This window comes from Microbacterium meiriae, assembly GCF_032364335.1.
GTDB classification, from domain to species: domain Bacteria; phylum Actinomycetota; class Actinomycetes; order Actinomycetales; family Microbacteriaceae; genus Microbacterium; species Microbacterium meiriae.
Genome location: NZ_CP133984.1, coordinates 765,079 through 790,714 on the forward strand (window position 1 = coordinate 765,079; position 25,636 = coordinate 790,714).

Here is a 25,636-nt window from a genome sequence, read left to right on the forward strand (position 1 = left end):
GTGGTGCCGCCGAGACCCCGGGGATTCGCCGAGACCCCCGGCTGCAGACGTCTGCAGCCGGGGGTTTCGACGTGAACCCGGGGTCTCGGGTCAGCCGCGCGGACGCGCGACCACCGGGACAGGGGTCACCGCGATCCGGACGCGGTCGCCGAACGACGGGTGCACGGTGGGTGCGTGCTGCACGCGGACGAGCTCGCCCGACTCGGTGCGCACGAGGGTTCTCCGCATGCTGCCGAGGAACGTGCTCTCCTCCACGAGGGCATCTGTGGCGGCATCCTCCGCGGAGGTGAAGCGCACGTTCTCCGGGCGGAGGTACACGTCGACGGGGCCATCGGCGGGGGTCTGCAAGGGAAGACGCTGCCCCCACACGACGACGTGATCGCCCTCGGCGACCCCGGACACGACGCTGGAGAGGCCCACGAACGCGGCGACCTCGGCGCTCGCGGGGGTGGTGTACAGCTCCTCCGGGGAGCCGATCTGCTCGATGCGACCCGCGTTCATGACCGCGATCCGGTCGGACACCGCGAGGGCCTCCTCCTGATCGTGCGTGACGAACACGGTCGTGATGCCGAGCCGCAGCTGAATGCGCCGGATCTCGTCACGGAGCTGCACGCGCACCTTCGCGTCGAGTGCCGACAGCGGCTCGTCGAGCAGCAGCACCCGAGGCTCCGTGACGAGGGCGCGAGCCAGGGCCACCCGCTGCTGCTGCCCGCCGGAGAGCTGATGCGGGAACCGGTCGGCCAGGTCGGCCAGACCCACGAGGGCGAGCGCGTCGAGGGCCCGTCGCGCCGCCTCACCCTTGCCGACACCCCGACGACGGAGCCCGAAGGCCGTGTTGTCGACGACGCGGAGGTGCGGGAACAGCGAGTACGACTGGAACACCATCCCGATGTCGCGCCGGTTGGTCGGCACACGCGAGACATCTCCGCCGCCGAGGAGGACGGTCCCCTCGTCGGCGCCCTCGAGTCCGGCGAGCACGCGGAGCAGGGTGGTCTTCCCGCAGCCGGACGGACCGAGCAGCGAGACGAACTCCCCGGGAGCGATGTCGAGGTCGACGCCGTGCAGCACCCTCGTGCCGCCGTAGCTCTTCACGATGCCCTGCAGCTCGACCCGCGTACCCTCGCCGGCCTGGGCGAGCAGCAGGTTGTCCTTGGTGCGCGGGAGCGCGTGATCGAGGGTCATGAGCGGGCCTTTCGCGGACCGCGGGCGACGCGGCCGATGAGCAGGAGCAGGAGGAAGACGAACAGCAGGGCGAGCAGCGTGAAGATCGCGGGCGCGAACGGGTCCTGCTTCTGCACCACGACCATCGCCGTCTGGAAGACCTGTCGGTTGAGCAGGGACGCGATCGTGAACTCCCCGAGAACCACCGCGATGGAGATCAGCGCGGCGGCGAGCAGTCCCTGTCGGAGGTTCGGCGCGAGGACGCGGAGCACGACCGTCGGCCACCCCGCCCCGAGCGAGCGTGCTGCCTCGGACAGCGTGCGCAGATCGGCGGCATCGATGGACGCCTGGATCGAGCGGAACGCGAAGGGGAGGACTGTGACGCCGTAGGCGAAGGCGAGGGTCCAGGTGCCGGTGCCGAGGGTCCGACCGATCTGCAGGTAGATCGGCGCGAGGCCCACCACGAGGACGATCGCGGGGATCGAGATCGGGAGGAGCGCGACGAACTCGAAGGCCGCCTTCATTCTGGGGAAGCGCAGGTTCACGAGGATCATCGTGGGGGCCAGGAGGAACAGCACGATCGCCACGGTCACCACCGCGAGGACCAGCGAGTTGCCGAGCCCCGTCCAGATGGGCTTCAGACTCGCCGACGCCGCGGGGTCGACGAGGGCGGCCCAGTGCGCGAAGGAGAGGCCGTCCGTGCCGCGCAGCGTGAAGAGGAACGTCGACACGAGAGGCACAGCGAAGAACGCGCCGACCACGATGCCGATCACCGCACGGGTCGCGCGGGAGGGGGCGAGGCCGTTCATGCCTGCCACCGCGCGGCACGTCGCTGGATGACCGAGTACAGCGCCATCACGATGCCGACCACGACGATCATGCCGAGGGCGAGAGCGCCCGCGAGATTCTCCCGGCCGAGCAGGGTCTCGCTCGTGAGCGCCGTGCGGATCTGCAGCGGGACGATCTGCGAGCCCTGACTCGCGAGCGCCGCGGCCGTGGCGTAGGAGGAGAACGCGTTCGCGAAGAGCAGCAGCAGGCTCGCGAGGAACGACGGCGCCAGCACCGGGAGGCCGATCCGCAGCCAGAAGCTCGCCCTGCTGCCCCCGAGTGTGAGGTTCGCCTCGACCCACTGCGGCTTCAAGGCGGCGAGGGCGGGGAGGAAGGTGATGACCATGAGCGGCACCTGGAAGTAGATGTACGGGAGGATGAGGCCGGGCAGCTCGTACAGCCAGGTGCCCTCGGCGAAGATATCGATGCCGAACGTGTCGCGGAGGAAGACGGTGACCACGCCCTGGATGCCGATCATGGCGATGAAGGCGAAGGCGAGCATGACGCCGCCGAACTGCGCGAGGACCCCGGCGGCCGCGTCCACGGATCGCCGCACGACGCCGTCCGGGTTCATGCCGAGCAACGCATAGGAGACCAGGGCGCCGACGGTGGCGCCGACCGCCGCGGTGAGCAGGGAGAGCCCCGCCGAGTTCGCGAAGGTCGTGAGCACGACGGGGTCGCCGAGGGCGGCGACGTTCGTCCAGGTGAAAGCGCCGTCGCCGTCGAAGAACCCGGAGCCGATCGCGAGCACGGTGGGCAGGGCGAGGAACAGCAGCACGTAGGCGGCGAAGGGCACGAGCCCCAGCCACGCCGTGGACGGCGCAGACCGCCGGGCCCGCGCGTGCGACGCGGGTCCGGCGGCGGTGACGGGGGCGGACGCCGCGGCATCCACCCCCGGTGCGACGAGAGAGGTCACTGGACCGCCGCTGCCCACTTCTCGCCGAGCAGCGTGCCGGCGTTCTCGGACTGCTCCTCGGTCGGCACGACGGTCTCCTCCGGAGCCTCCGGGAGAGCCGCCGCGAGCTTCTCGTCGATCGTGCCCGCCTCGGTCATCGCCTCCATGCGCACCGGACGGGCGCCGCCCTTCAGCCACAGGTTCTGCACCTCGTCGCTGTAGAGGAACTCCTGCCACAGACGCGCGGCCGCCGGGTTCGGCGCGTCGACGTTGATGGCCTGGTTGTAGTAGCCCGCGTAGCCGGTGCCGTCGAAGACCTCGACCTTCCAGTTCGGGTTGTCGGCCGTGTGCGCGGCGTTCAGGTAGTCCCAGTCGAAGACGACCGGGGTCTCGCCGCTGGCGACGGTCGCGGTCGTGACGTCGACCTTGAGCAGGTTCCCGGCCTTCTGCAGGTCGGCGAAGAAGTCGATGCCCGGCTGGAAGTCGTCGAGCGTGCCGTCCGACTGCACCGTCGCCAGGCCCACGGCGGCGAAGGCGGCGCCGGCCTGCGTCGGGTCGCCGTTGATGGCCACGGCACCCTTGTAGTCGGCGGAGAGCAGGTCGGACAGCTCGGCCGGCGCCTCGAACTTCGAGGAGTCGTAGCCGATCGACATGTACCCGCCGTAGTCGCCGACGAAGAGGCCGGTGGGCTCCTTCAGCTCGTCGGGGATGTCGTCCCAGGTCTGGACCTTGTAAGGAGCGAAGGCATCGGTGTTCTGCAGAGCGACGGTGAGGCCGAGGTCGAAGACGTCGGGGGCGGTGTCGAGGCCCTTGTTCGTCTCGGCGGTCTGGATCTCCTCGGCGCTGGAGACGTCGGGCGACGCCTCGTTGATGGTGATCTCGGGGTACTTCTCGGCGAAGAGGTCGAGGATCTCGCCGTAGTTCGCCCAGTCGCGCGGGAGGGCGATGACGTTGAGCTGACCCTCCTCCTTCGCGGCGGCCTCGAGGTCGGCGAACGAGCCGAAGTCCTCGACCGACGTCGCGCTCGCCGCGTCCACGGCCTCGTCGCCGGCGGCCGGGGCGTCGGTCGCCGAGGCGCAGGAGGTCAGTGCGATGACGGCCGTGGTGGCCAGGGCGATGCCGGCGCCGATGCGTGCGCGGCGGATGGAGCGTGCCATGAGTGTCCTCTCGGTGTCCGGCGCTGCAGGCCGGTGTCGGGTTGCGAGAGGACACTATGAGTCCGAGGTAGCCGCGGGGAGCGGCGCGGGTGAACGGTCGGTGTCGGGCGGGTGGCGCAGGAATGCGCCTGGGGATCAGTCGTGCCGGACCGTGTACTTGAAGCCGCGGTGCGAGCCCACGTAGCCGAGGCGCTCGTAGAACCGGTGTGCGTCGGTGCGGGCGGCGTCGGAGGTGAGCTGCACCATGGCCGCGCCGAGGGCGGGCGCCGCGGCATCGCCGACCCACCGCATGACCGCGGAGCCGATGCCGGACGAGCGCAGGTCGCTGCGTACCCGGACCGCCTCGACGAGCAGCCGCCGTGCGCCGCGGCGCGCCATGCCGGGGATCGACGTGAGCTGGAGGGTGCCGACCACGGCGCCGTCGAGCTCGACCACGAGGAGGTCGTTCGAAGAGTCGGTCAGGATCTCGCGAAGGCCGCGCTCGTACGCCGGGCGGTCCTCGTCGGAGGCCACGTCGCCGCGGGCGGCGCTGATCGGGTCGTCGGCGAGCAGGGCGATGACGGCGTCGGCGTCGGCCTCGGTCGCCCTCCGGAGCACGGCGTCCCCGCTCCTCGACGCGAACGGGTGCGGCAGCGGGAGAGCGGGAAGCATGACCCCAGTCTGCCAGCGGCGCGGATGCGGGACGGTGCCCGCGGGTCTGGAATCATGGCGGGGTGGATATCGGCAGCCTCCTCGGACTCGAGCAGCTCACCTGGGGGATGCTGATCCTCATCATCGTGGCGGCGTTCAGTGCCGGGTGGATCGACGCGGTCGTCGGCGGAGGAGGACTGCTGCAGCTTCCGGCACTGCTCCTCATCCCCGGCATCGCCCCGGTCCAGGCGCTCGCGACGAACAAGCTCGCCTCCGTGTTCGGGACCGCGACCAGCAGCATCACCTACTACCGCCGTGCCAAGCCCGACCTCCGCACGGCCCTGCCGATGGCGGTGATCGCGTTGATCGGCTCGTTCGGCGGCGCGGCGGTCGCGACGGTGCTGCCCCCGGCCGCCTTCAAGCCCATCATCGTGATCGCGCTGCTGGCGGTCGCCCTGTTCACGGCGCTCCGTCCGCAGCTCGGGGCGGCGACGCAGCTGCGCTTCCACGGACACAAGCACCACATCATGGCCGGGCTCGCCGGGCTCGGCATCGGGTTCTACGACGGGATGATCGGTCCGGGGACGGGCACCTTCCTCGTGATCACCCTCGTCGCGCTGCTGGGGTACGACTTCCTGCAGGCGAGCGCGAAGGCCAAGATCGTGAATCTCGCGACGAACGCGGGGGCGCTGCTCCTCTTCATCCCGCACGGCTCGGTGCTGTGGCTGCTCGGGGGCATCCTCGCGGTCGCGAACGTCGCCGGCAGCTACCTGGGCTCGCGGATGGCCATCTCCCGCGGCACGACGTTCATCCGCGTGGTGTTCCTCGTCGTGGTGGTGGCTCTCATCGCGAAGCTCGGTGTCGACGTGTGGAACGAGAACCTCGCCCCCCTCTTCGCGTAGCCCCCCTTCTTCTTTTTCTTCGCCGAGACCCCGGGTACGCGACGAGACCCCGGGCTGCCAGCGGCAGTGTCCCGGGGTCTCGGCGGTAAGACGGGGTCTCGGGGGGTCAGGCCTCGTCCTCGGGGGTGAAGTCCACACCGGCCTCGGCGCGCTGCTCGGGGGTGATCGGCGCGGGAGCGGAGGTGAGGGGATCGAAGCCGTTGCCGGACTTCGGGAAGGCGATGACGTCGCGGATCGACTCGGTCTTCGTCAGGTGCTGGAGCACGCGGTCCATGCCGAGCGCGATGCCGCCGTGCGGGGGAGCGCCGAACTTGAACGCGTCGAGGAGGAAGCCGAACTGCTCCTGCGCGACCTCGTCGCTGATGCCCATGACCTCGAAGACCCGCTTCTGCACGTCCTCGCGGTGGATGCGGATGGACCCGCCGCCGAGCTCCGAGCCGTTGCACACGATGTCGTACGCGTAGGCGAGGGCCGATCCGGGGTCGGTGTCGAACGTGTCCTCGAACTCGGGCTTCGGGCCCGTGAACGCGTGGTGCACGGCCGTCCAGGCGCCAGCGCCCACTGCCACGTCTCCGGAGGCCACTGCGTCGGCGGCCGGCTCGAACATGGGAGCGTCGACGACCCAGGTGAAGGCGAACTCGTCCGGGTTCAGGTAGCCGAGGCGACGGCCGATCTCGACCCGCGCGGCGCCGAGCAGCGCCCGGCTCTCCTTGGTGGCACCGGCGGCGAAGAACACGCAGTCGCCCGGCTCGGCGCCGACGAACTCCGCCAGTCCCGCCTGCTCGGCCTCGGACAGGTTCTTCGCGGCGGGGCCGCCCAGGGTGCCGTCCTCGTTGAACAGCACGTAGGCGAGACCGCGCGCGCCGCGCTGCTTGGCCCAGTCCTGCCACGCGTCGAGTTGCTTGCGCGGCTGGCTGGCACCGCCGGGCATGCGCACCGCGCCGACGTACTCGGCCTGGAACACGCGGAACGGGGTGTTCTTGAAGTAGTCCGTCGCCTCGACGAGCTCGAGCCCGAAGCGGAGGTCGGGCTTGTCGGAGCCGTACTTCGCCATGGCGTCGGCGTATGTCATCCGCGGCAGCGGGGTCTGCACCTCGACGCCGATCGTCTTCCACATCGCCACGATGAGCGACTCCATGAGGGCGATCACGTCCTCCTGGTCGACGAAGCTCATCTCGATATCGAGCTGCGTGAACTCGGGCTGACGGTCGGCGCGGAAGTCCTCGTCGCGGTAGCAGCGGGCGATCTGGAAGTACTTCTCCACACCGCCGACCATGAGCAGCTGCTTGAAGAGCTGCGGGGACTGCGGCAGGGCGTACCAGCTGCCCGGGTGCAGACGGGCGGGGACGACGAAGTCGCGGGCGCCCTCCGGCGTGGAACGGGTGAGGGTCGGGGTCTCGACCTCGGTGAAGTCCTCGGCGTGCAGCACGTCGCGGATCGCCTTGTAGACGTCGGACCGCAGGCGCAGCGCGGAGGCGGCGGCCGGGCGGCGGAGGTCGAGGTAGCGATACTTCAGGCGCGCCTCCTCGCCGACCGTCTCGGTGTCGGCCAGAGCGGTCGAGACCTGGAACGGCAGCGGCGCCGACTCGTTCAGCACCTCGACCTCGGCCGCGATGACCTCGATCTCGCCGGAGGGGAGGTTCGGGTTCGCGTTGCCCTCAGGGCGTCGCGACACCTCGCCGGTGACCTTGAGGACGAACTCGTTGCGCAGCGGGTGGGCGATCTCCTCGTCGCGGATGACGACCTGGGCGATGCCCGACGCGTCCCGCAGATCGATGAAAGCGACGCCTCCGTGGTCACGACGACGATCGACCCACCCGGTGAGGGTGACGGTCTGACCGATGTTCTCGGCGCGCAGGGAGCCTGCGGAGTGGGTTCGCAGCACGGAGGATTCCTCCTGATCCGGGGAAAGATGAACCCGCCCAGTCTACGCGGGCGTCCCGGCCCTTCCCGGCCGGGTCGCCTGCGCGGAGCAGCGGCACCTCAGTAGGATCGCCACGACGAAAGGCGCACCCCATGAACCTCTCCATCTCGGACGGCAACGGCCTTCCCGACCTGTTCGGCGCGATCTTCTCCGGCACGACAGGGCTCATCGCCCTCATCTTCTATATCCTCGTCGTGGTCGGCCTGTGGAAGGTGTTCACGAAGGCGGGCTACCCCGGAATCCTCGCGATCATCCCGATCGTGAATGTCGTGTTCCTCGTGAAGATCGCCGGGATGTCGGGCTGGTTCGCCCTGCTCTACCTCGTGCCGATCGCGAACTTCATCCTCGGGGTCATCGTCGCATTTAAGCTCGGCGCGCGCTTCGGCAAGGGCGGGGTGTTCTCCTTCTTCCTGTTGTTCCTCTTCCCCTACATCGGCTATCTGGTCCTCGGCTTCGGCGAGTCCCGCTACCGCGAGGTCTGACGTGGCGGCATCACTTCTGCACCTCGTTCGCCACGGTGAGGTGCACAACCCGTCCCGCGTGCTCTACGGACGGTTGCCCGACTACCACCTCAGCACCGCGGGGGAGGAGATGGCGCAGGCGGCGGCGGAGTATGTGGCCGGGCTCGGCGATCCGGTGACCGCGCTGTTCGTGTCGCCTCTGGAGCGCGCGCAGGAGTCGGCCGCCCCCTTCGCGGAGGTGTTCGACCTCGAACCCGAGACGGACATCCGCCTGATCGAGCCGACGAACGTGTTCGAGGGCACCCGGATGCGGCGGTCGCTGATGAATCCGGTGAACTGGTGGCACCTGCGTCAGCCGTCGCTGCCCAGCTGGGGGGAGCCGTACGCCTTGATCGCGGAGCGCATGCTCGGCGTGATGGATGAGGCATGGACGGCCGCGGCCGAGATCCCGACCGCGGGGGACATCGTGATGGTGTCGCATCAGGCGCCGATCTGGATCACGCACCTCCGCGTGGCCGGCCTCCCGCTGCAGCATGACCCGCGGACCCGCCGCTGCGCCCTGTCGAGTGTGACCTCGTTCGAACGCGTGGGCGACGTCTGGCGCGAGGTCTCCTACGCCGAGCCCGCCGCGACCGGCGGTGCTGTCGACGTCGGGGCCGTCTGATCCCCTGTTCGAATCGCCTGACTGGCCCCATTCGGCCCGGAGATGGGACCAATCGGGCGATTCGAAGTCAGAGGGACTGGATCACCCCCACCGCGGCGAGCTGACCCGCGGCGGCGGCGAGCAGGACCGAGGCCATCGGGCCGGGGAGGGTCGCGCGATGGGCGAGGTCGCCCGCCGCAAGGACCCCAGGACGCGACGTCCTCCCGAACTCATCGATCTCGATGGACCCCGACTCCAGCATCCGCAGCCCGAGGTCGGCGGCGAAGGGTGCCCGGTGTCGCATCGTGCCGGAGGCCACGAACACGCCCGCGACGTCGAGGTCGCCCTCGGCGCTGCGCACCCGCACCCCGTCTCCGTGCGCGGCGACAGCCTCGACCGGAGCGGAGGCCACCCGTACCCCGAGCTCCTCCAGCGCGGTACGGTCCTCCGCGGCGAACGGCTCTCCCACCGGGACCACCGTGATCTCGCCGACGATCCGGCCGAGCAACCCGATCAGATGGGCCACCCGGGGTGCCGCGCCGAGGATCGCGATCGGCTTCCCGGCGTGCTCGTGTCCGTCGCAGAACGGGCAGCTGAAGACCCGGACGCCCCACAGCTCGGCGAGACCCCGCACCGGCGGGAGATCGTCCGCGACGCCGGTCGCCAGGATCACCCGTCGTGCGTCGGTCACCGACCCGTCGGCGAGGCTCACCGAGAACCCCGTCTCCGCGTCGCCGGAGATCCGCTGCGCCGCGACGTCCCGCACCTCGACGTCCGCATAGGCCGCGAGCTCGGCCCGGGCCTGGGTGCGGAGGTCCGCCGGGGCCTTCCCATCGGCACCGATCATGTTGTGCATGTGCTGCACGGTGCCATTGCGGTACTCGCCGGAGTCCAGCAGGAGCACCGGCCGATGCATCCGTCCGAGGGTGAGCGCCGCCTGGAGTCCGGCGGGGCCGGCACCGATCACGATCGCGTCGTACATGGGGGTTCCCTTCTCGCGTCTTGCGTTCGGCACCAGTCTGTGACTTCATGTCAACATGAAGTCAAGCGACCTGCATCCCTGGTCCGTCGGCGAGGTCGCCGCGCGTTTCGACCTGCCGACGAACGTCCTGCGGCACTGGGAGACGGTCGGCCTGCTGCGGCCACCCCGGGACGCGGCGGGCCGGCGTCGCTACGGCGAGGACGAGGTCGTGCGCATCGCCGTCATCCAGCGCAGCAAGGCCGCCGGCATGAGCCTCGACCAGATCGCCGTGCTCCTCGACGACGGCAGCGCGGGCCGGCATCAGGTGCTGCAGCAGCATCTCGACGACCTCGACAGGCGGATGGAGGAGATGCGCCGATCCCGGGAAATGACGGAGCACGCCATGGGGTGCCGGGCGCACGACATCGCGACCTGTCCGCGGTTCCGCGCCGGGGTGGACGACGTGCTCGCGCGCTTCTGACTCCCCCCGGGGGTACCCGGCCGATGCATAGGAAGCTCTGCGTAAACTCGGAGACGTGTCCCGCGCTTCCAGGATTCACCCGATCCGCAACGGCCGCCCCTCCCGTCTTCGGCCCCTCGGCCGCCTGGGCGGAGCCGCGCTCGCTGCGGTGCTCGCCGTCGGTTTGAGCGCCTGCGCCCCCGACGCCGTGAGCGAGTCGTTCCTGAGCGGCGAGAACACCGGGTACGTCGCCGCCGACGGCGCGATCGTCGAGATCCCCGTCGCCGAGCGTGGCGAGCCGGTCGAGTTCGCCGGAGTCACGGAGCACGGCGAGGACTTCGACAGTGCCGACATCGCAGGACAGGTCGCGGTCGTCAACTTCTGGTACGCCGGCTGCGCCCCGTGCCGCGTCGAGGCCCCCGACCTGGAGGCCGTCTGGCAGGAGCACAGCGACGCGGACGTCCAGTTCATCGGCATCAACACGCGGGATCAGGCCGACACCGCGGCCGCGTTCGCCGACGAGTTCGGGATCACGTACCCGAGCCTCATCGACGTCGACACCGCCGAAGCCAAGCTCGCCTTCGCGAAGGTCGTGCCGATCTCGGCGACCCCCACCACGCTCGTGCTCGACAAGCAGGGGCGCGTCGCCGCGAAGATCATCGGTCCGATCGACGGCACCTCCGTCCTCTCCACGCTCGTCAAGGACGCGCTCGCGGAGGACTCCTGATGTCCACGAGGTCGTCGTGAATCCGGGGACGATCATCGACTCCGGGGCCCTCTGGCTGGCGATCCCGGTGGCCATGGTCGCGGGCCTCGTCTCCTTCCTCTCACCGTGCGTGCTCCCGCTCGTGCCGGGCTACCTCGGCTTCCTCGGTGGAGCCGTGGCGCCGCGGGGATCGTCGACGACCGGCAGCACCACCCAGACCGCCACCCGAAGCCGCCTCGTGCTCGGTGTGCTGCTGTTCATCCTCGGCTTCACCGTGGTGTTCATCCTCTACACGGTGCTCGGCGGCACTGCTGGCGTGTTCCTGCTCCAGTGGGGCGACCTCATCACCCGCATCCTCGGCGTCGTCATCATCGCGATGGGCCTGGTCTTCCTCGGGCTCTTCGGGTTCGCGCAGAAGGAGCTCCGCTTCCACGTCGACTCGAAGGCCGGGATGGTCGGTGCCCCGCTCCTCGGCGTCGCGCTCGGCATCGGCTGGGCGCCCTGCATGGGCCCCACGCTCGCCGCCATCCTCGCGCTCTCCTTCAACGCGGGCGACCCCGTGCGCGCGGGCTTCCTCGGCCTCGCGTACTCCCTCGGCCTCGGCATCCCGTTCCTGCTCGTGGCGCTCGGCTTCGGCTGGGCGACCAAGGCCATCGGGTTCCTGCGCCGCCACATCCGGGTCGTGAACATCCTCGGCGGCGTGCTGCTGATCCTGCTCGGCGTCCTGATGGTCACCGGCCTGTGGACCGACATCATGTCCCGACTGACGGCGGTGATCGGCAGTGTCGACCTCCCGCTCTGACCGCTCCGAGACGACCATGACGAAGAACAAGAGTGCCGTGACGAACGACTCCAGCGATCCGCTCCGCCCGTCCGATCACGTCGACGGCGACGACACGATCACCCAGCCGCGCCTCGGATTTGTCGGCTGGCTGCGGTGGGGGTGGCGTCAGCTCACCTCCATGCGCACGGCGCTCGTCCTGCTGCTCGTGCTGGCGATCGCGGCCATCCCCGGGTCGATCTTCCCGCAGCGGATGGCCGACCCGAACGGCGTGACGCAGTGGGAGCGCGACAACCCCGATCTGTTCCCGGTGCTCGACGGGCTCAAGCTCTTCGACGTGTACCTGTCGCCCTGGTTCTCGGCGATCTACCTGCTGCTGTTCACCTCGCTCGTCGGCTGCGTCATCCCGCGCATCAAGCACCACGCCAAGGCGCTGCAGGCCCGCCCGCCGCGCACGCCCGCGCGACTGCGACGCCTGGAGGACTACCGCGCCGTCACCCGCGACACGGTCGCCGACTCCGGCACCCGCACCGGAGACGCCGCCGCGGAGGCCGCCGCCTCGATCGACGTCGCCACGAAGCAGCTCAAGGCGCTCGGCTACCGCGTGGAGCGCTACGACCGCGGCCGCACGTACTCGGTGTCGGCCGAGCGCGGCTACTGGCGGGAGACGGGCAACCTGCTCTTCCACCTCGCCCTCGTCGGCGTGCTCGTGACGATCGGCGTCGGCGGCGGCTTCGCCTACACGGGGCAGCGCGTGCTCGTCGAGGGGGAGACCTTCGCCAACACGCTGCTCGACTACGACTCCATGAACCGCGGGCGCTTCGTGGCCGACGACTCCTTCGCGCCGTACTCGATGCGGCTCGACTCCTTCGACGTCACGTATCAGCCGTTCGGCGAGCCGGGCTCCGGCCAGGCGGGCAACTTCACCGCGAACATGACCATCCAGGAGAACGGCGAGGAGCGCGAGGGCGCCGTCAAGGTCAACGAGCCCCTGGGCGTGGCCGACGACGACGTGTTCCTGCTCGGCAACGGGTACGCCCCGACGGTGACGGTGCGCGACCCCGAGGGAAACGTGGTGTTCCACAACAGCACGCCCTTCCTCCCGCAGGACAACAACATGACCTCGCTCGGAGTGCTCAAGGTCCCGGACGGCCTGGCCGAGCAGGTGGGCCTCGTCGGCTTCTTCTACCCGACCACGGGCGTGCTCGACACGGGCGCCTTCTTCTCGGCGTACCCCGACCTCACGAACCCGACGCTCACGCTCGACGTGTACACGGGTGACCTCGGGATCAACGACGGTGTGCCGCGCTCGGTCTACGTGCTCGACACCTCCGACATGACCAAGCTCACCGGACGCAGCACCGACGTCGAGTCGATCGAGCTGTCCCCGGGTGAGACCGCGCAGCTGCCGAACGGCCTCGGCTCGGTGACCTTCGACGACGAGTCGCCGGAGGGCGCCACCGACACCTCGGAGTCCGTCAAGCGCTTCGCCTCCCTGCAGATCCACCGCGACGAGTCCGGGGTGTTCGTGCTCGGCTTCGCGCTGCTCGCCCTCGGCGGCCTCATGCTCGCCCTGTTCGTGCCGCGTCGGCGCGTGTGGGTGAAGGCCACCGCGACGGACGGCGCGGTCGACCTCGAGTACGCGGCCCTGGCTCGAGGGGAAGACCCCACGCTCGCCCGCGCCGTGGACGACCTCCGCGCCGGTCACGCCCGACTGCTCGACGCCGCGGGAGGCACGACCGCCCGCACCCCTGAAGACGCCGACGAGGATGCCGCGGACGCCGCCGCGGACCCTGCGGCCCCGGCACCCGGAAAGTAGACTGACACCATGCTCGAGCTCACCGTGATCTCGCCCGTTCTGCTGTGGACGGCGATCGCGATCTACGCGGCGGCCTTCGTGGCCTACGCCTTCGATCTCGCGCGCCGCTCGCAGGCGACGGCCGACGCCCACACCGTCCGCGAGGGCGAGCTCGTGGCCGCCGGTCGTTCCGGGAGCGTCTCCGCGCCCCTCGATGCGACCGGAGCGCCGACGTCGGCACCGCAGCGGTTCGTCATGGCGCGGATCGGCACCTCACTCACCGTGCTCGGCTTCGTGTTCCACCTCGCGGCGACCCTGACCCGAGGCATCGCCGCGGGACGGGTGCCGTGGGCGAACCTCTACGAGTTCGCGATGGTGGGCACGCTGCTCATCATCGCCGTCTATCTCGTGGTGCTCACCCGTCTCGACCTGCGCTTCCTCGGCACGTTCATCACGGGCCTGGTCGTGGTCCTCCTGGGCCTCGGCGCGACGAACTTCTACGTCGAGGTCTCCCCGCTGATGGACCCGCTGAAGAGCGTGTGGCTGATCATCCACGTGTTCGTCGCCTCGCTCGCGACAGCGTTCTTCGCCCTCGCCTTCGCGCTCTCGGTGATCCAGCTCATGCAGGCCCGGCGCGAGCGGCTGCTCGGTGAGGGGGCGGCCAAGACCGGCCCCGGCTTCCTGCGCACGTTCCCGCCGGCGGAGCGCCTGGAGAGCCTGGCGTACCTGTTCACGATCATCGGCTTCATCCTCTGGACCTTCACCCTCATCGCCGGGTCCATCTGGGCGTACTACGCGTGGAGCCGCTTCTGGGGCTTCGACGTGAAGGAGACCTGGACCTTCGTGATCTGGGTGCTCTACGCCGGGTACATCCACGCCAGGGCGACCCGCGGCTGGCGCGGCAACCCTTCGGCCTGGCTGTCGATCGTCGGCTTCACCGCTGTGATCTTCAATTTCACCATCGTCAACGTCTTCTTCAAGGGCCTGCACGCCTACTCCGGCCTGAGCTGAACCGGCCGAGCACAGCTGCGGAGATCGCGAGGGACACACCGACGGGCGGACCTCGGTCGCGGTGTGTCGTCCGGCATCTCCGAAGTCGTGCCCGCCGGAGCAGGGCTCAGCCGCCGAGGGGGATGACCTCGGCGTGCTCGACGCCGCCCTCGTACCAGACGAACTCGGCCTCGGTGACGACCTCCGTCGGCGAGGGTGTGAGAGGACGGACCTCGGTGGCGGCGAGCTGCTGCCATGTCTCAGGGTCCAGCGTCTTGCCGTAGAGCACCGAGAGGTGGAACGTCCAGTCCTCGACGGAGAGCTCGTCGAGGCGACGGAAGTCCGTCGGCCGGAGCACCTCCGTCAGCGAGGCGTATGCGTGCACGAGCGCGGGGGTGCGGGCGAGGCGCAGGATCAGGATCTGCCACGGCGCGGGGAAGACGTCCACGGCGTCGGCGGTGAGTTCGAGAGGACTCTGTTCCGCGGCCCAGGCGCGGATCAGGGCCCGCAGCTCCTCCCGGCGCTCCGGCTCGAAGAAGCCGCGAAGCGTCACGTGCTCCGTGTGCGGATGCCGCAGGGGCGTCCCCAGGCGATCGAGCGCGCCTTCCTGGATGGCCCGGTATTCCGCGGCGACGGCTCCGGTCGGCCGGAGGACGAGATACTGCTGTCCTTCGAGGCTCGCGAGCTGGTCCGGAGTGTCCATGAACGGTCGGCGCATGGCACGAGGGTACGGGGTGTCGTCGTCGCGTCCGTGCACTGTTTCGGAGAACGGACGCGACACGCCGTCGGCAGGAGGTGTCCGGCGGCGTGTCGTCCGTGATCTCCGAAGTTGGGCCCGGGGTCAGGCGGTGACGACGGCCTGGGCCGTGGTCGTGCGGCGGACCGCGACGACCACCGTCGTGGCGACGAGCGACAGCACGCCCCAGACGACGAGGGCGGCGACCGCCGCACCGCTCGCCTCCACGAGACCCGCGAAGGCCGGTGCGGTCGGGAGGGCGGCCCCGATGCTCGCGAGCCCGTCGGGCACGGTCGAGATGAGTCCCGTCGCCACGGCGATGACGCCGATCAGCGCGGCGATCCAGCGTCCGATGCCGCCGAACACCGCCACGAGGGCCTGGTTCACGGCCGCGAACACCACCCCGGCGAGGACGGCGGTGCCCGCGAACGCCCACCATGCCGCAACGTCATAGTCCGCCACGGTCTGCACGATGAGGGAGACGAGCAGACCCTGCGCGGCGCCGATCGCCGCGGCCGGCCAGAAGGCACGGAGGGTGAGGGAGGCGGACGAACGTCGCGACGTGAGCGTGCGTGCCGTGTGGGCACGGAGGACCAGGAACGACGCGAGACCGCCGAACCACAGCACCACCGCGGTGAGCAGCGGGATCGCGGTGGGACCGAAGAGCGAGCCCATCGAGGAGTCGGTCGCCACGGGATCGGCGATCACCGAGGCCAGCGACGTCGACTCCTCGTCGCTGAAGGACGGGAGGGAGTCCGCCGCGGTGCGCAGCCCGCCCGCGAGGTCGCCGGTGCCGGTCGCGAGGGTGTCGAGGCCGGTGGCGAGCTCCGTGCTGCCGTCGGCGAGTTGCGTCGCCCCGTCGGCGAGCTGCGCCGCGCCGGACGACAGTGCCCGCGCCCCCGCCGCGGACTGATCCACGCCCTCGCTCGCGAGGCGGTTGAGCCCGCCGGCGAGCTCTGTCGCCCCGGCGCCCGCCTCGGACAGGCTCGAGACGACAGAGTCGAGTGTTCCAGGGATTGCGGCGACGCCGGGAGCCGCATTCGTCAGGAACCCTGCCGCGGTTCCCGCGGACTCGGCCACGGCCCTGGAGCTCTCCACTGCGTCACCGAGGCTCGCGCACAGCTCGGCGCCCGAGACCGCTGGATCGCACGACGACGCGAGGGATTCGAGGTCCGTGAGGAGAGTAGTCGCCTGTGCACTCGCTGCCTGGGCCGATCTGGTGCCAGTCTGCACGGCACCCATCGCCGCCTTGAGCCCGGCAACATTGGGCTGCAGCTCGGTCGCCCCGGAGCTGAGTCCCGCACCGATGGTGCCGGCGCCGGTCGCCGCCTGCCGGGTCTGCCCCGCGATCGTGTCGAGGCCGGATGCGAGGGTGGAGGCCCCCGTGCCCAGCTCGCCGGCACCGGCGGCGAGCTGCGTCGCGCCCTCCGGGAGGGCGGCGGCGCCGGTGGCCGCGTCGCGGGCGCCCTTCGCCAGCTCCAGGGCCCCGTCCGCCGCATCGCCGATCTGGTCGCCGATGGTGGTGAAGCCGACGAGGATGTTCTCGGTCGTCGCCTCGGACAGCATGGTGCCGAGCGTCGAGGCCGCCACGTCGGCGATCTGTCCGGTGATGAGGTCGTCGGCCACGAGGCCGTCGTCGGGCGTCGTCACCTGGATCGTCGCCTGCTCCGCGTCCCCGCCGCCGTCGGCGACCGCCTGGCCCGCGGAGGTCGCCGCGGCCGAGAAGTCTTCGGGGATCGTGATGACGGCCTGGTACGAGCCGTCGGCGAGTCCGTCGGCGGCGTCCTCCTCGTTGGAGATGACCCACGTGAGATTCGAGTCGAGGTCGTCCGACCCCTCGACGAGCCCGGAGGCGAGCTGGCGTCCCAGGGGAGTGGTCTGGCCGTCGATCTCGACGGGTTCGTCGAGGTTCACGATGGCCGCGGTCATGGAGTCGAGACGCTCGGTCGGGTTGTAGAGCGCCGCCATGAGGATGCCGCCGACCGCTGCCGGCAGCAGCAGGACACCGAGGATGGTGAGCCAGGTGATGGGCTTGCGCGAGCGGGCACGCTCGAGGGGGAGGGTCATGCGGGCACCTCGGTCGTTTCTGCGGCGCTCGGGCGGGGCGCGCGCGTGTCGAGAACGTCGGCGGACGGCCATCCGGCCTCCGCGAGAAGGGAGCGGGCCGCGTCGGGGTCGGCGGCCGTGGCGAACACGGCGAGATCACGACGGGACTTCGCATCGCGCAGCATCGCGGCCACCTGGTCGCGCTCGCCGCCGCGAAGCCGGTCCGCACCGTCGATCACCACGAGCTCGGAACGACCGCGGAGGGCTTCGCGGAGATCGGCGAGGACGGATCCGTCGTCCTCCGCGAGCACACAACCCACGTGCGAGCGGACCCAGGCCGCACGACCGGGGAGCAGGTGCCCGGCGACGCGGAGGCGCCCGTCGGCCGGAGCGATCCGGGCGCCGATCGTGAGCGCGAGGGCGCGCAGAGTCCCGGCGTCCGTGCCGCTCACGACGAGGGCCTCGCCGGGCGCGAGTCGCAACGTCAGCCCCTCCGCCGCGGAGATACCGGCGCCGAGCTCCAGGTGGTCCGCGGCGACGAGCGACCCGTCTCCCGGCCAGGCTTCGAGGTGCCGTTCGCGTTCCACCGCCTCGCCCTCGATGTCCACCCGAGGAAGGATCCGCTCCAGCCACGACGGGATCTCCCAGGCGCGCTCGCCGAGGATCGCCATCAGCGCCGGGATCAGCGTCATCCGCACGAGGAAGGCGTCGAAGGCGATGCCGGCGGCGAGTCCGAGGGCGATGGGTTTGAGGGAGGAGTCGCCCTCGGGTACGAAGGCCACGAACACCGCGAACATGATGAGGCCGGCCGCGGTGACGACCTTCGCCGACCCGGTGAACCCGCTCCGCACGGCGCGCAGGGCCGCCGCACGCCGGGTGGCGCGGTTCACCGACCCCGCACCCCGGCGCAGGTCGGGATCGTGCACGAAGTCCTCGCGCATCCGCGACACCAGGAACACCTGGTAGTCCATCGCCAGGCCGAAGAGCACGCCCATGAGGATGATCGGCATGAAGCTGATGATCGGTCCGACCTTCGCCACATGCAGGACGTCGGCGAACCAGCCCCACTCGAAGACCGCCCCGACGACACCGAAGGCAGCGACGATCGACAGCAGGTAGCCGGCCGCGGCGGTGATCGGCACCCAGAGGGAACGGAACACGATGGTGAGGAGGATCAGCGAGAGTCCGATCACGAAGATCCCGAACGGCAGCAGAGCCGCGCCGAGCTGATCGGAGATGTCGATGCCGACGGCGGTGAAGCCGGTGACCTTGAGGTCGATGCCGAACTCGTCCAGCCACTCGTCGTGGTGGCTGCGGAGCTCGCGCACGAGGTCGGCCGTCGCGGGGTCGTCGGGAGCCGTCTCCGGGATGATCTGCACGATGCCGGTGTCGGCGGTCTCGTTCGGCGTCGCGAGGGCGACCTCCTTCACGCCGGGAACCTCGGCCACCGCATCTCCGAGGTCTTCCATGAGACCGAGCGGGTCGGTGGAGGTGACGATGGTGCCGGTGAGGATGAGGGGGCCGTTGAAGCCGGGACCGAACTGCTCGCCGACGAGGTCGTAGTTCTGTCGCGCCTCGGAGTCCTTCGGCAGGACGCCGGCGTTCGGCAGGGCGAGGTCGAGGCTGAGGGCGGGGACGGCGACGATGCCGAGTCCGAGGACGACCGCGAGGGAGACGAGGACGGGGTGCTTCGTCACGCCCTCCACCCACCGACGGCTGCCGCGGGGCTTCGTGGCGGCGTCCTTCGCGGCCGCCTTCTTCGTGGGCTTCGTGCGTTTCGGCCGTCCGGCCACGCGCCCCTTGAGGAAGCCGAGCAGGGCGGGGGTCAGCGTCACGGCGATCGCGACGGCGACAGCGACGGCGACCGACGCGGCCACGCCCATCGTCGTGAGGAACGGGATCCCGGCGAAGCCGAGGCCGGTCAGCGCGATGAGCACGGTGACGCCCGCGAAGACGACCGCCGAGCCGGCCGTGCCGACCGCTCGCGCGGCCGATTCCTCGGGCTCCACACCCTCTCGGACCTGGTCCTGGTGGCGAGCGACGATGAAGAGCGCGTAGTCGATGCCGACCGCGAGTCCGAGCATCAGGGCGAGCAGCGGCGTGGTGGAGGAGACGGTCGCGAAGGCGGTCGCCGTGAAGATCCCGGCCATGGAGATGCCGACGCCGAGGATCGCGGTGAGCAGGGGGAGTCCGGCGACGACGAACGACCGGAATGTGACGATGAGCACGAGGAGCGCGATGAGCAGGCCCACGGCCTCGGTGAGCGTGACGCCGGGGATCGAGATCGCGAAGAGGTCTCCGCCGAGCGAGGCCTGCGCGCCGTCGGGAAGCTCTGCCGCCAGCCCGTCCACCGTGAAGCGCAGGGCGTCCTTGGTCTCCTCGGAGACGTCGGTGGACTCGCCGTCGAACTGCAGGCGCACGATGGCGGCCGTGTCGTCGTCGTTGATCATGCCGTTGACCATCTCGTCGTACGGCGAAGTGGCGGCGAGGACGTCGTCGAGGTCGCCGAGCTCCGACACGGCGTCCTCGATGGGCTCGCGGTACTCGTCATCGGTGATCTCATCGCCGTCCGCAGCCACGACGATGAACTGCGCGTTCGTGCCGCTCACCTGCGGGAAGGAGCGGGAGAGCTGCTCGAGCCCGGCCTGGGACTCGGTCCCGGGGATGGAGAACGTGTTGTCGGTGCCCGCACCGAGGAACACGGCTCCGGCTCCGGCGATGCCGAGGGCGAGCAGCCAGGAGACGAGGACGCGCCACGGGTGGCGGAAGGACCAGCGTCCGAGGGACGAGAGCAGTGTGGACACGCGAATCTCCGTGGGGTGCCGGGTGGATACACAGGTGTATCCGATACATAGATGTATCGTAAGGTCATCCGCCATCCGGAGTCTGTGCACCGGGTGTGAATAGTCGAGAGGGAAGGCCAGGAGGTTCCGATGTCGTCACCCGCCACCCGCAGCCGGGAGAACACCAAGGCGCGTCTGCTCGAGGCCGCCGCGCAGGTGTTCGCCGAGGTCGGTCTGGACGGCGCCTCGGTTGAGGCGGTTTGCGAGCGCGCCGGCTTCACGCGCGGGGCGTTCTACTCGAACTTCGACTCGAAGGACGAACTGTTCCTGACCCTCGCGGCCGGCGTCGCCGACGCGAGGGTGGCGGCCGTGCGGACTCGCGTGGAGCAGATGCGGGCGGACGGGGAGCTCGCCGACGACTGCGACCCGACAGATCTCGTCCAGCAGATCATGGAGCTCGGCAGCGACGACCGTCTGGGCGTGATGCTGATGAGCGAGATCCGCATCCGGGCCCTGCGCGATCCGCAGTTCGGCGAGGCCTACCTCGCCCAGGAGCGCGAGATGGTGGCGAGCATCGCACGCATCGTGGAGGACATCGTGGAGGCGGCGGGGACGCTGCGCCTCCGGCTGCCCGCGACCGATGCGGCGCGCATGCTGATGATCCTCTGGGAGGGCATGACCGTCCGCGGCGCCATGGCCGGCCGCGACGACGCGGCGCTGCGGCACTCCGGGGGCGAGGAACTCGGGCGGCTCGTGGAACTCCTCGTCGAGTCCTAGGCGCTGCGGTTCGCGAGCAGCTCGTGGTGGCAGCGGGCGAGGCGGGCCAGCCACCACTCCCGGCGTTCGTCCGCGGCGGCGAGGCGCGTGAGGGCTGCCGGGTCGGGGGACAGGCGTCCGACCGGGATCGCCCCGTCGACGGGGCGGAGGTCGGCGACGTCGTCCTGGAACAGTGAGGCCGTGCCCAGACCGCAGTCGTAGTCGAGGGTCGGGAGGGCGGCGGCCAGGGCGGCTCCCTGCGTCAGGCCGATCGCGGTGTCCAGGGCACTGGAGACGACCGCGGGCAGGCCGGCCGCGGTGACGATCTGCAATGCGTGGGTGAGCCCGCCCAGCGGCTGCGCTTTGATGACGACGATGTCCGCGGCTCCCGCGCGCGCCACGGCGAGGGGGTCTCCGGACTTCCGAATGCTCTCGTCCGCCGCGACCGGGATCCCCATGTAGGCGATCCGCCGTCGGAGCTCGACGAGCTCGGGCACCGAGGCGCACGGCTGCTCGACGTACTCCAGATCGAACGCCGCGAGCGCGTGCACGGCGTGCTCGGCCTCGTCGACGTTCCACAGACCGTTGGCGTCGATCCGGATGCGTCCCTCCGGCCCGAGTGCGTCACGGACGGCACGGACCCGGTCGAGGTCGTCCGCCAGTGTCTGGCCGGGCTCGGCGACCTTGACCTTCGCGGTCCGGCATCCGGAGAAGCGCGCCAGGACCTCGGGCACGCGGGCGGCGTCGACAGCCGGCACCGTGGCGTTGACGCCGACGCGGTCGCGCAGCGGTGCGGGTTGGGGTGCGTAGGCGTAGTCGATCGCGGCGGCCAGCCAGGTCGCCGCCTCGGCGTCGTCGTATTCGACGAACGGGGAGAACTCGGCCCAGCCCTCCGGCCCTTCGAACAACAGGGCCTCCCGTGTGTCGACGCCGCGGAAGCGGGTCTGCATCGGCAGGGCGACGACGCGGGCGGAATCGAGGAGCTCCGTGACGGCGGGGATCATGACTTCATTGTGCGCCACCTCCGCCGCGATGATGTCGCACGCGAGTATCTTCCACGACGCTGAACGGCACGCAGAGCACCGCGTGACCCCAGGGAAAGGCCGCGCCGACGCTCGGATTCTCAGGGGCGACCGCCGCGCCGAAGCGGTGGGCACGCCGTCTCCCCCCGCCGGGTGCCTGCAGGTCCGGTCCCGCTTCGCCACGACGTCCTCTTGTTCCGATGGTTCGACGACGCGTAACCAACAGATAGTGCGGTAAATGTTGGTAAACTGAGGGAATGGCAACAGGAGCTGCACCCGCACCCATTACGATCGAAGCCGTCTCCCACGAGACCTTCGAGTGGGTGCCGCGCGCCCCTGCGATGTTCTCCCGCGCCGAGGTGTCGCGCCAGACGGGTCCGTACGACGCCACCGTCACGTCGCCGATCGCTCAGTGGCATCCCCTACTTTCCGGTGAAGACTCGGCCGACGTCGAGGATGCCACGCGCCAACTGGTCGAGTTCGATCAGCACGCGCAGAAGAAGCTCGGCATGGACAACCCCGCCCTCGGCCCGATGACGGCGATCCTGCTACGCACAGAGTCGGCGTCGAGCTCGCAGATCGAGCAGCTGACGACCTCGGCGAAGCAACTCGCTCTGGCCGAGATCGAAGAGGGCGACAAGGCGAACGCGCTGACGGTCATAGGTAACGTCCGCGCCATGGAAGCCGCGCTCCGGATGGCCGACGACATCAACGAGGACTCCATCCTCGCCATGCACCGCGCGCTGCTGACGCATCAGCGCGGTCTCGAGCACGAAGCCGGCCGCTACCGCCGGGAGCAGGTCTGGATTGGGACCGGGAACGCCGGCCCCCGCTTCGCAAAGTTCGTCGCCCCACATCATGACCGCATCCCCGGTGCGATCGCGGATCTGGTTTCCTTCATCGACCGTCAAGATGTGTCGGTTCTGGTGCAGGTGGCCGTCGCGCACGCCCAGTTCGAGACCATCCATCCCTTCGTTGACGGCAACGGTCGCACCGGGCGCGCCCTGGCGCAGTCGATCCTGCGCAACAAGAAGCTCGTCGGGTCCACCGCGGTGCCGATCTCCGCGGGACTTCTCGTGGATACCGAGCGCTACTTCGCAGCCCTCGGAGCGTTCCGCGACGGGGACGCCGGCCCGATCGTCCGCGAGTTCGCGATGGCCAGCCGCATCGCTGCGAAGACGGGCACCGGGCTCGTCGACGACCTGGTGGAGCAGCTCGACGAGTCACGTCAGAAGATGGAGGGCATCCGTGCGGATGCCGCGGCGTGGAAGGTGCTCCCCTACCTCGTCGGCCAGCCCGCCGTGAACACGAAGTACCTCATGGCGGAGCTCGGTCTCGGGGAGATGGCGGCGCTGCGCGCGCTCGACGCGCTGACGGAGCGAGGAGTCCTGACCGAGACCTCGGGAAAGAGTCGCAACCGCGTCTGGCAGCATCGCGGCATCTTCGGCGTGCTTGACGCCTATGCCGCGGAGATCCGCCGCATGACGATCCGCTGAATCGAGAGGCAGCTGGGCGCGGAACCGCCCTTTGCCGGTGGGCCCACGACCACACGTCGTTGGTGCACGTGCTGTGGGCGTGCAGAATCGCTGGCTTGCCGCTCAGCTTCACGACGCGGCGACGCAAGACCGGGGAGGGCGCCACCCCCGCTCAGGCGACTGTGAGGCGTTGTGGGCGGGGAGCGAAGTGGACGGGTGAAGGGTGGATCGCACGAATAAGTGTCCTTGACGATAGTGTGTGCCGCACAGTAATGTGATCGACATGAACGAGACGCTCGACACGCACCTGCAGGAACTGCGCCGGGGCACGGTGGTCCTGGCATGCCTGCAGCTGCTGCGCACGCCGGAGTACGGGTACGCGCTGCTCGAGCAGCTCGAGAGCCGGGGCTTCGCCACCGATGCGAACACGCTCTATCCGCTGCTCCGTCGTCTGGAGAAGCAGGAATACCTGACGAGCGAGTGGAACACCGACGAGGCCCGTCCTCGCAAGTTCTACCGCACCTCGGAGGCCGGCATCCGGCTGGCCGACACCCTCACCGACGAATGGCGCGCGCTCACCGGCGCGATCGCCTCCCTCACCCCCGAGGAGAACTGACATGACCACGAGCACGCTCACCGAGCGTTACATCAGCGCCACGATCCGCAGCCTCGCACCGGAGGCGCAGGACGAGGTCCGCGCCGAGCTCGAAGCCGCCATCGCCGACGCCGTCGACGCGAGGCGGGAACAGGGCGAGAGCCCGGAGGAAGCGGAACGGGCCGTCCTCACCGACCTCGGCGACCCGGGCATCCTCGCCGCCGGATACGCCGACCGGCCGCTGCACCTCATCGGCCCCCGGTACTACCTCACTTGGTGGCGGCTGCTGAAGCTGCTCCTGTTCATCGTGCCGCCGTTCGCGGCCGTCGGGGTCGCGATCGGACAGCTGATCAACGGTGCCGGCCCCGGAGAGGTCATCGGCGCGGTCGTCTCCGTCACGCTGTCGGTGATCGTGCACCTGTGCTTCTGGGTCACGCTCGTCTTCGTCGTGCTGGAGCGCACCGGTGCGGACACCGGGGTGCGATGGGACGTCGATCAGCTCCCCGAGCCCACGGAGCACGGGGCCGCCCGCGCCGACGTGATCGCCTCGCTCGTGTTCCTCCTCGCCGGCATCGGTGCGATCGTGTGGGACGCCACGCTCGGGTTCTTCCCGACCGGCGGCGACCCGATCCCGATCCTGGCGCCCGCGCTCTGGCCGGTGGGCATCGGCATCCTCCTCGCGCTCATGATCGCCGAGGCCGGACTGGCCGTCGCCGTGTACGCGCGCCGCCGGTGGACCGTCGCCGCCGCCGTCGTGAACACCGTCCTCGCGGTCGCCTTCGCGGTGTGGGCGCTCACCCTGCTCCTGCGGGGCGAACTGCTGAACCCGGCCTTCCTGGAGTTGGTGTTCACGGGCAACGGGGTGGATGCCGACACGATGCGCGTCCTCACGGTGATCACGGGTGTCTGCCTCGTGGCCTTCCCGGCCTGGGACATCGTCGACGGGTGGATGAAGACGGCGCGTGCCCGGGGAATAGGCTGAAGACCGTGACCGATGCCTTCGTCTCCGACCTGTTCGATCCCGCCGAGTGGGAACTCGCGCCCGGCGCCGAGCACTACACCGACATCACCGCGCACGTGAGCCGCGACGGCGGGGTCGCCCGCATCGCCTTCCACCGGCCCGAGGTGCGCAACGCCTTCCGACCGCACACGGTCGACGAGCTCTACCGCGCCCTGGACATCGCGCGGCAGGACGCGCGCATCGGGGCGGTGCTGCTGACCGGCAACGGACCGAGCCCGAAGGACGGCGGCTGGGCGTTCTGCTCCGGCGGCGATCAGCGCATCCGCGGCCGCGACGGGTACAAGTACTCGGATGCGGAGACCGCCGTCGTCAGCGGAGCGTCCGCTGCGGCTGTCGGGCGGCTGCACATCCTCGAGGTGCAGCGGCTCATCCGGTTCATGCCCAAGGTCGTCATCGCCGTGGTCCCCGGGTGGGCGGCCGGCGGCGGCCACTCGCTGCACGTGGTGTGCGACCTGACCATCGCATCGGCCGAGCACGCGCGCTTCAAGCAGACGGACGCCGACGTCGGCAGCTTCGACGCCGGGTACGGCTCCGCCTACATGGCCCGGCAGACGGGGCAGAAGTTCGCGCGGGAGGTGTTCTTCCTCGCCGAGGAGTACTCGGCGCAGCGGGCCTACGAGGCGGGCGCCGTGAACCGCGTGGTGCCGCACGCCGAGCTCGAGCGTGAGGCGCTGAAGATGGCGCGCACCGTGCTGACGAAGTCGCCGACGGCGATCCGGATGCTCAAGTTCGCCTTCAACGCGGTCGACGACGGCCTCGTCGGCCAGCAGGTGTTCGCGGGAGAGGCCACCCGTCTCGCCTACGGCACCGACGAGGCGGTGGAGGGCCGGGACTCCTTCCTCGAGAAGCGCGCCCCGGACTGGTCGTCCTTCCCCTGGCACTACTGAGTCCGCACGAGAGACGGA

The 25,636-nt window shown here is 70.3% G+C and carries 24 protein-coding genes; 13 read left to right on the forward strand and 11 right to left on the reverse strand.

Annotated elements, in window-relative coordinates:
• Window positions 1–90 precede the first annotated feature (90 nt).
• The 5 genes from RI211_RS03600 to RI211_RS03620 all read right to left on the reverse strand — a co-directional run bounded on the left by RI211_RS03600 (window position 91) and on the right by RI211_RS03620 (window position 4,692).
• Window positions 91–1,182: an ABC transporter ATP-binding protein gene (locus tag RI211_RS03600; RefSeq protein WP_187663320.1), complete on the reverse strand. Its 1,092-nt coding sequence runs from the start codon at window positions 1,180–1,182 to the stop codon at window positions 91–93.
• Window positions 1,179–1,970, reverse strand: a complete 792-nt coding sequence (locus RI211_RS03605) for an ABC transporter permease (RefSeq protein ID WP_315637250.1) — start codon at window positions 1,968–1,970, stop codon at window positions 1,179–1,181. The genes RI211_RS03600 and RI211_RS03605 overlap by 4 nt, the downstream gene beginning before the upstream one ends.
• Window positions 1,967–2,905: an ABC transporter permease gene (locus RI211_RS03610; protein WP_396654919.1), complete on the reverse strand. Its 939-nt coding sequence runs from the start codon at window positions 2,903–2,905 to the stop codon at window positions 1,967–1,969. Before RI211_RS03610 ends, RI211_RS03605 begins: the two co-directional genes overlap by 4 nt.
• Entirely contained in the window at window positions 2,902–4,041 is a 1,140-nt protein-coding gene (locus tag RI211_RS03615) for an ABC transporter substrate-binding protein (protein ID WP_315637252.1), read from the reverse strand. Before RI211_RS03615 ends, RI211_RS03610 begins: the two co-directional genes overlap by 4 nt.
• Before the next feature lie 135 nt (window positions 4,042–4,176).
• Window positions 4,177–4,692, reverse strand: a complete 516-nt coding sequence (locus RI211_RS03620) for a GNAT family N-acetyltransferase (RefSeq protein WP_315637253.1) — start codon at window positions 4,690–4,692, stop codon at window positions 4,177–4,179.
• Window positions 4,693–4,799: 107 nt separating this feature from the next.
• On the opposite strand from RI211_RS03620, the gene RI211_RS03625 reads away from it, so the two are divergent.
• On the forward strand, window positions 4,800–5,573 hold the full coding sequence (locus RI211_RS03625; RefSeq protein ID WP_187664096.1) for a sulfite exporter TauE/SafE family protein: 774 nt from the start codon (window positions 4,800–4,802) through the stop codon (window positions 5,571–5,573).
• 106 nt (window positions 5,574–5,679) lie between these two features.
• On the opposite strand, the gene aspS is transcribed toward RI211_RS03625, so the two are convergent.
• Entirely contained in the window at window positions 5,680–7,458 is a 1,779-nt protein-coding gene (gene aspS / locus RI211_RS03630; protein WP_315637254.1) for an aspartate--tRNA ligase, read from the reverse strand.
• 131 nt (window positions 7,459–7,589) lie between these two features.
• Between aspS and RI211_RS03635 the strand changes: the two genes are divergently transcribed.
• Together RI211_RS03635 and RI211_RS03640 are read left to right on the forward strand one after the other, a co-directional pair.
• Complete coding sequence (locus tag RI211_RS03635) at window positions 7,590–7,979, forward strand: DUF5684 domain-containing protein (RefSeq protein WP_187663326.1); 390 nt, start codon at window positions 7,590–7,592, stop codon at window positions 7,977–7,979.
• Window position 7,980: 1 nt separating this feature from the next.
• Window positions 7,981–8,622 (forward strand): histidine phosphatase family protein, encoded by a 642-nt coding sequence (locus RI211_RS03640; protein WP_315637255.1) that lies wholly within the window; start codon window positions 7,981–7,983, stop codon window positions 8,620–8,622.
• Between the two features lie 67 nt (window positions 8,623–8,689).
• Here RI211_RS03640 and RI211_RS03645 read toward each other — a convergent pair whose 3' ends face one another.
• Window positions 8,690–9,583 carry an NAD(P)/FAD-dependent oxidoreductase gene (locus RI211_RS03645; RefSeq protein WP_315637256.1) on the reverse strand — a complete coding sequence of 298 codons (894 nt, stop codon included), beginning with the start codon at window positions 9,581–9,583 and terminating at the stop codon, window positions 8,690–8,692.
• 55 nt (window positions 9,584–9,638) lie between these two features.
• Here RI211_RS03645 and RI211_RS03650 point away from each other — a divergent pair, with 55 nt between their 5' ends.
• Genes RI211_RS03650 through ccsB form a run of 5 tightly spaced genes read left to right on the forward strand, consistent with a single transcriptional unit; the run spans window position 9,639 to window position 14,318 of the window.
• Window positions 9,639–10,043: a MerR family transcriptional regulator gene (locus RI211_RS03650; RefSeq protein ID WP_187663329.1), complete on the forward strand. Its 405-nt coding sequence runs from the start codon at window positions 9,639–9,641 to the stop codon at window positions 10,041–10,043.
• Window positions 10,044–10,098: 55 nt separating this feature from the next.
• Window positions 10,099–10,749 carry a TlpA family protein disulfide reductase gene (locus RI211_RS03655; RefSeq protein ID WP_187663330.1) on the forward strand — a complete coding sequence of 217 codons (651 nt, stop codon included), beginning with the start codon at window positions 10,099–10,101 and terminating at the stop codon, window positions 10,747–10,749.
• A 16-nt stretch (window positions 10,750–10,765) separates the two neighbouring features.
• Window positions 10,766–11,530, forward strand: coding sequence for a cytochrome c biogenesis CcdA family protein (locus RI211_RS03660; protein WP_268777234.1), 765 nt, complete (start codon window positions 10,766–10,768; stop codon window positions 11,528–11,530).
• 16 nt (window positions 11,531–11,546) lie between these two features.
• Window positions 11,547–13,328 carry a cytochrome c biogenesis protein ResB gene (resB, locus tag RI211_RS03665; protein WP_315637261.1) on the forward strand — a complete coding sequence of 594 codons (1,782 nt, stop codon included), beginning with the start codon at window positions 11,547–11,549 and terminating at the stop codon, window positions 13,326–13,328.
• Between the two features lie 9 nt (window positions 13,329–13,337).
• A complete protein-coding gene (gene ccsB / locus RI211_RS03670; RefSeq protein ID WP_315637263.1) occupies window positions 13,338–14,318 on the forward strand; it encodes a c-type cytochrome biogenesis protein CcsB in 981 nt (326 codons plus the stop codon).
• A 106-nt stretch (window positions 14,319–14,424) separates the two neighbouring features.
• Here the strand turns inward: ccsB and RI211_RS03675 are convergent, their stop codons facing one another.
• The 3 genes from RI211_RS03675 to RI211_RS03685 all read right to left on the reverse strand — a co-directional run bounded on the left by RI211_RS03675 (window position 14,425) and on the right by RI211_RS03685 (window position 19,883).
• The gene (locus RI211_RS03675) at window positions 14,425–15,015 is read right to left on the reverse strand and encodes a 2'-5' RNA ligase family protein (protein ID WP_315637264.1); all 591 of its coding nucleotides are present in this window, start codon (window positions 15,013–15,015) and stop codon (window positions 14,425–14,427) included.
• A 123-nt stretch (window positions 15,016–15,138) separates the two neighbouring features.
• Complete coding sequence (locus RI211_RS03680) at window positions 15,139–17,100, reverse strand: YhgE/Pip family protein (protein WP_315637265.1); 1,962 nt, start codon at window positions 17,098–17,100, stop codon at window positions 15,139–15,141.
• Window positions 17,097–19,883, reverse strand: a complete 2,787-nt coding sequence (locus RI211_RS03685; protein ID WP_315637267.1) for an efflux RND transporter permease subunit — start codon at window positions 19,881–19,883, stop codon at window positions 17,097–17,099. The genes RI211_RS03680 and RI211_RS03685 overlap by 4 nt, the downstream gene beginning before the upstream one ends.
• 129 nt (window positions 19,884–20,012) lie before the next feature.
• Between RI211_RS03685 and RI211_RS03690 the strand changes: the two genes are divergently transcribed.
• Complete coding sequence (locus RI211_RS03690) at window positions 20,013–20,639, forward strand: TetR/AcrR family transcriptional regulator (RefSeq protein WP_259952956.1); 627 nt, start codon at window positions 20,013–20,015, stop codon at window positions 20,637–20,639.
• Here the strand turns inward: RI211_RS03690 and RI211_RS03695 are convergent.
• A complete protein-coding gene (locus RI211_RS03695) occupies window positions 20,636–21,622 on the reverse strand; it encodes an o-succinylbenzoate synthase (protein WP_315637268.1) in 987 nt (328 codons plus the stop codon). The two genes, RI211_RS03690 and RI211_RS03695, sit on opposite strands and share 4 nt — an antisense overlap.
• A 275-nt stretch (window positions 21,623–21,897) precedes the next feature.
• Here RI211_RS03695 and RI211_RS03700 point away from each other — a divergent pair, with 275 nt between their 5' ends.
• From RI211_RS03700 to RI211_RS03715, 4 genes are all read left to right on the forward strand, one after another.
• Window positions 21,898–23,136, forward strand: a complete 1,239-nt coding sequence (locus RI211_RS03700; protein WP_187663338.1) for a Fic family protein — start codon at window positions 21,898–21,900, stop codon at window positions 23,134–23,136.
• Between the two features lie 262 nt (window positions 23,137–23,398).
• Entirely contained in the window at window positions 23,399–23,731 is a 333-nt protein-coding gene (locus RI211_RS03705; RefSeq protein ID WP_187663339.1) for a PadR family transcriptional regulator, read from the forward strand.
• Between the two features lies 1 nt (window position 23,732).
• Window positions 23,733–24,692, forward strand: a complete 960-nt coding sequence (locus tag RI211_RS03710) for a permease prefix domain 1-containing protein (RefSeq protein ID WP_315637270.1) — start codon at window positions 23,733–23,735, stop codon at window positions 24,690–24,692.
• A 5-nt stretch (window positions 24,693–24,697) separates the two neighbouring features.
• The gene (locus RI211_RS03715; protein ID WP_102208055.1) at window positions 24,698–25,618 is read left to right on the forward strand and encodes a 1,4-dihydroxy-2-naphthoyl-CoA synthase; all 921 of its coding nucleotides are present in this window, start codon (window positions 24,698–24,700) and stop codon (window positions 25,616–25,618) included.
• The last annotated feature ends 18 nt before the right edge of the window (window positions 25,619–25,636 follow it).

Coding starts and splice junctions, on each gene's coding strand:
- RI211_RS03695 (WP_315637268.1), bottom strand. CDS start 21,622: ATGATCCCCGCCGTCACGGAGCTCCTCGATTCCGCCCGCGTCGTCGCC.
- RI211_RS03635 (WP_187663326.1), top strand. CDS start 7,590: ATGAACCTCTCCATCTCGGACGGCAACGGCCTTCCCGACCTGTTCGGC.
- RI211_RS03675 (WP_315637264.1), bottom strand. CDS start 15,015: ATGCGCCGACCGTTCATGGACACTCCGGACCAGCTCGCGAGCCTCGAA.
- RI211_RS03620 (WP_315637253.1), bottom strand. CDS start 4,692: ATGCTTCCCGCTCTCCCGCTGCCGCACCCGTTCGCGTCGAGGAGCGGG.
- RI211_RS03600 (WP_187663320.1), bottom strand. CDS start 1,182: ATGACCCTCGATCACGCGCTCCCGCGCACCAAGGACAACCTGCTGCTC.
- RI211_RS03645 (WP_315637256.1), bottom strand. CDS start 9,583: ATGTACGACGCGATCGTGATCGGTGCCGGCCCCGCCGGACTCCAGGCG.
- ccsB (WP_315637263.1), top strand. CDS start 13,338: ATGCTCGAGCTCACCGTGATCTCGCCCGTTCTGCTGTGGACGGCGATC.
- RI211_RS03690 (WP_259952956.1), top strand. CDS start 20,013: ATGTCGTCACCCGCCACCCGCAGCCGGGAGAACACCAAGGCGCGTCTG.
- RI211_RS03705 (WP_187663339.1), top strand. CDS start 23,399: ATGAACGAGACGCTCGACACGCACCTGCAGGAACTGCGCCGGGGCACG.
- RI211_RS03615 (WP_315637252.1), bottom strand. CDS start 4,041: ATGGCACGCTCCATCCGCCGCGCACGCATCGGCGCCGGCATCGCCCTG.
- RI211_RS03650 (WP_187663329.1), top strand. CDS start 9,639: ATGAAGTCAAGCGACCTGCATCCCTGGTCCGTCGGCGAGGTCGCCGCG.
- RI211_RS03680 (WP_315637265.1), bottom strand. CDS start 17,100: ATGACCCTCCCCCTCGAGCGTGCCCGCTCGCGCAAGCCCATCACCTGG.
- RI211_RS03700 (WP_187663338.1), top strand. CDS start 21,898: ATGGCAACAGGAGCTGCACCCGCACCCATTACGATCGAAGCCGTCTCC.
- RI211_RS03605 (WP_315637250.1), bottom strand. CDS start 1,970: ATGAACGGCCTCGCCCCCTCCCGCGCGACCCGTGCGGTGATCGGCATC.
- RI211_RS03625 (WP_187664096.1), top strand. CDS start 4,800: ATGCTGATCCTCATCATCGTGGCGGCGTTCAGTGCCGGGTGGATCGAC.
- RI211_RS03710 (WP_315637270.1), top strand. CDS start 23,733: ATGACCACGAGCACGCTCACCGAGCGTTACATCAGCGCCACGATCCGC.
- resB (WP_315637261.1), top strand. CDS start 11,547: ATGACGAAGAACAAGAGTGCCGTGACGAACGACTCCAGCGATCCGCTC.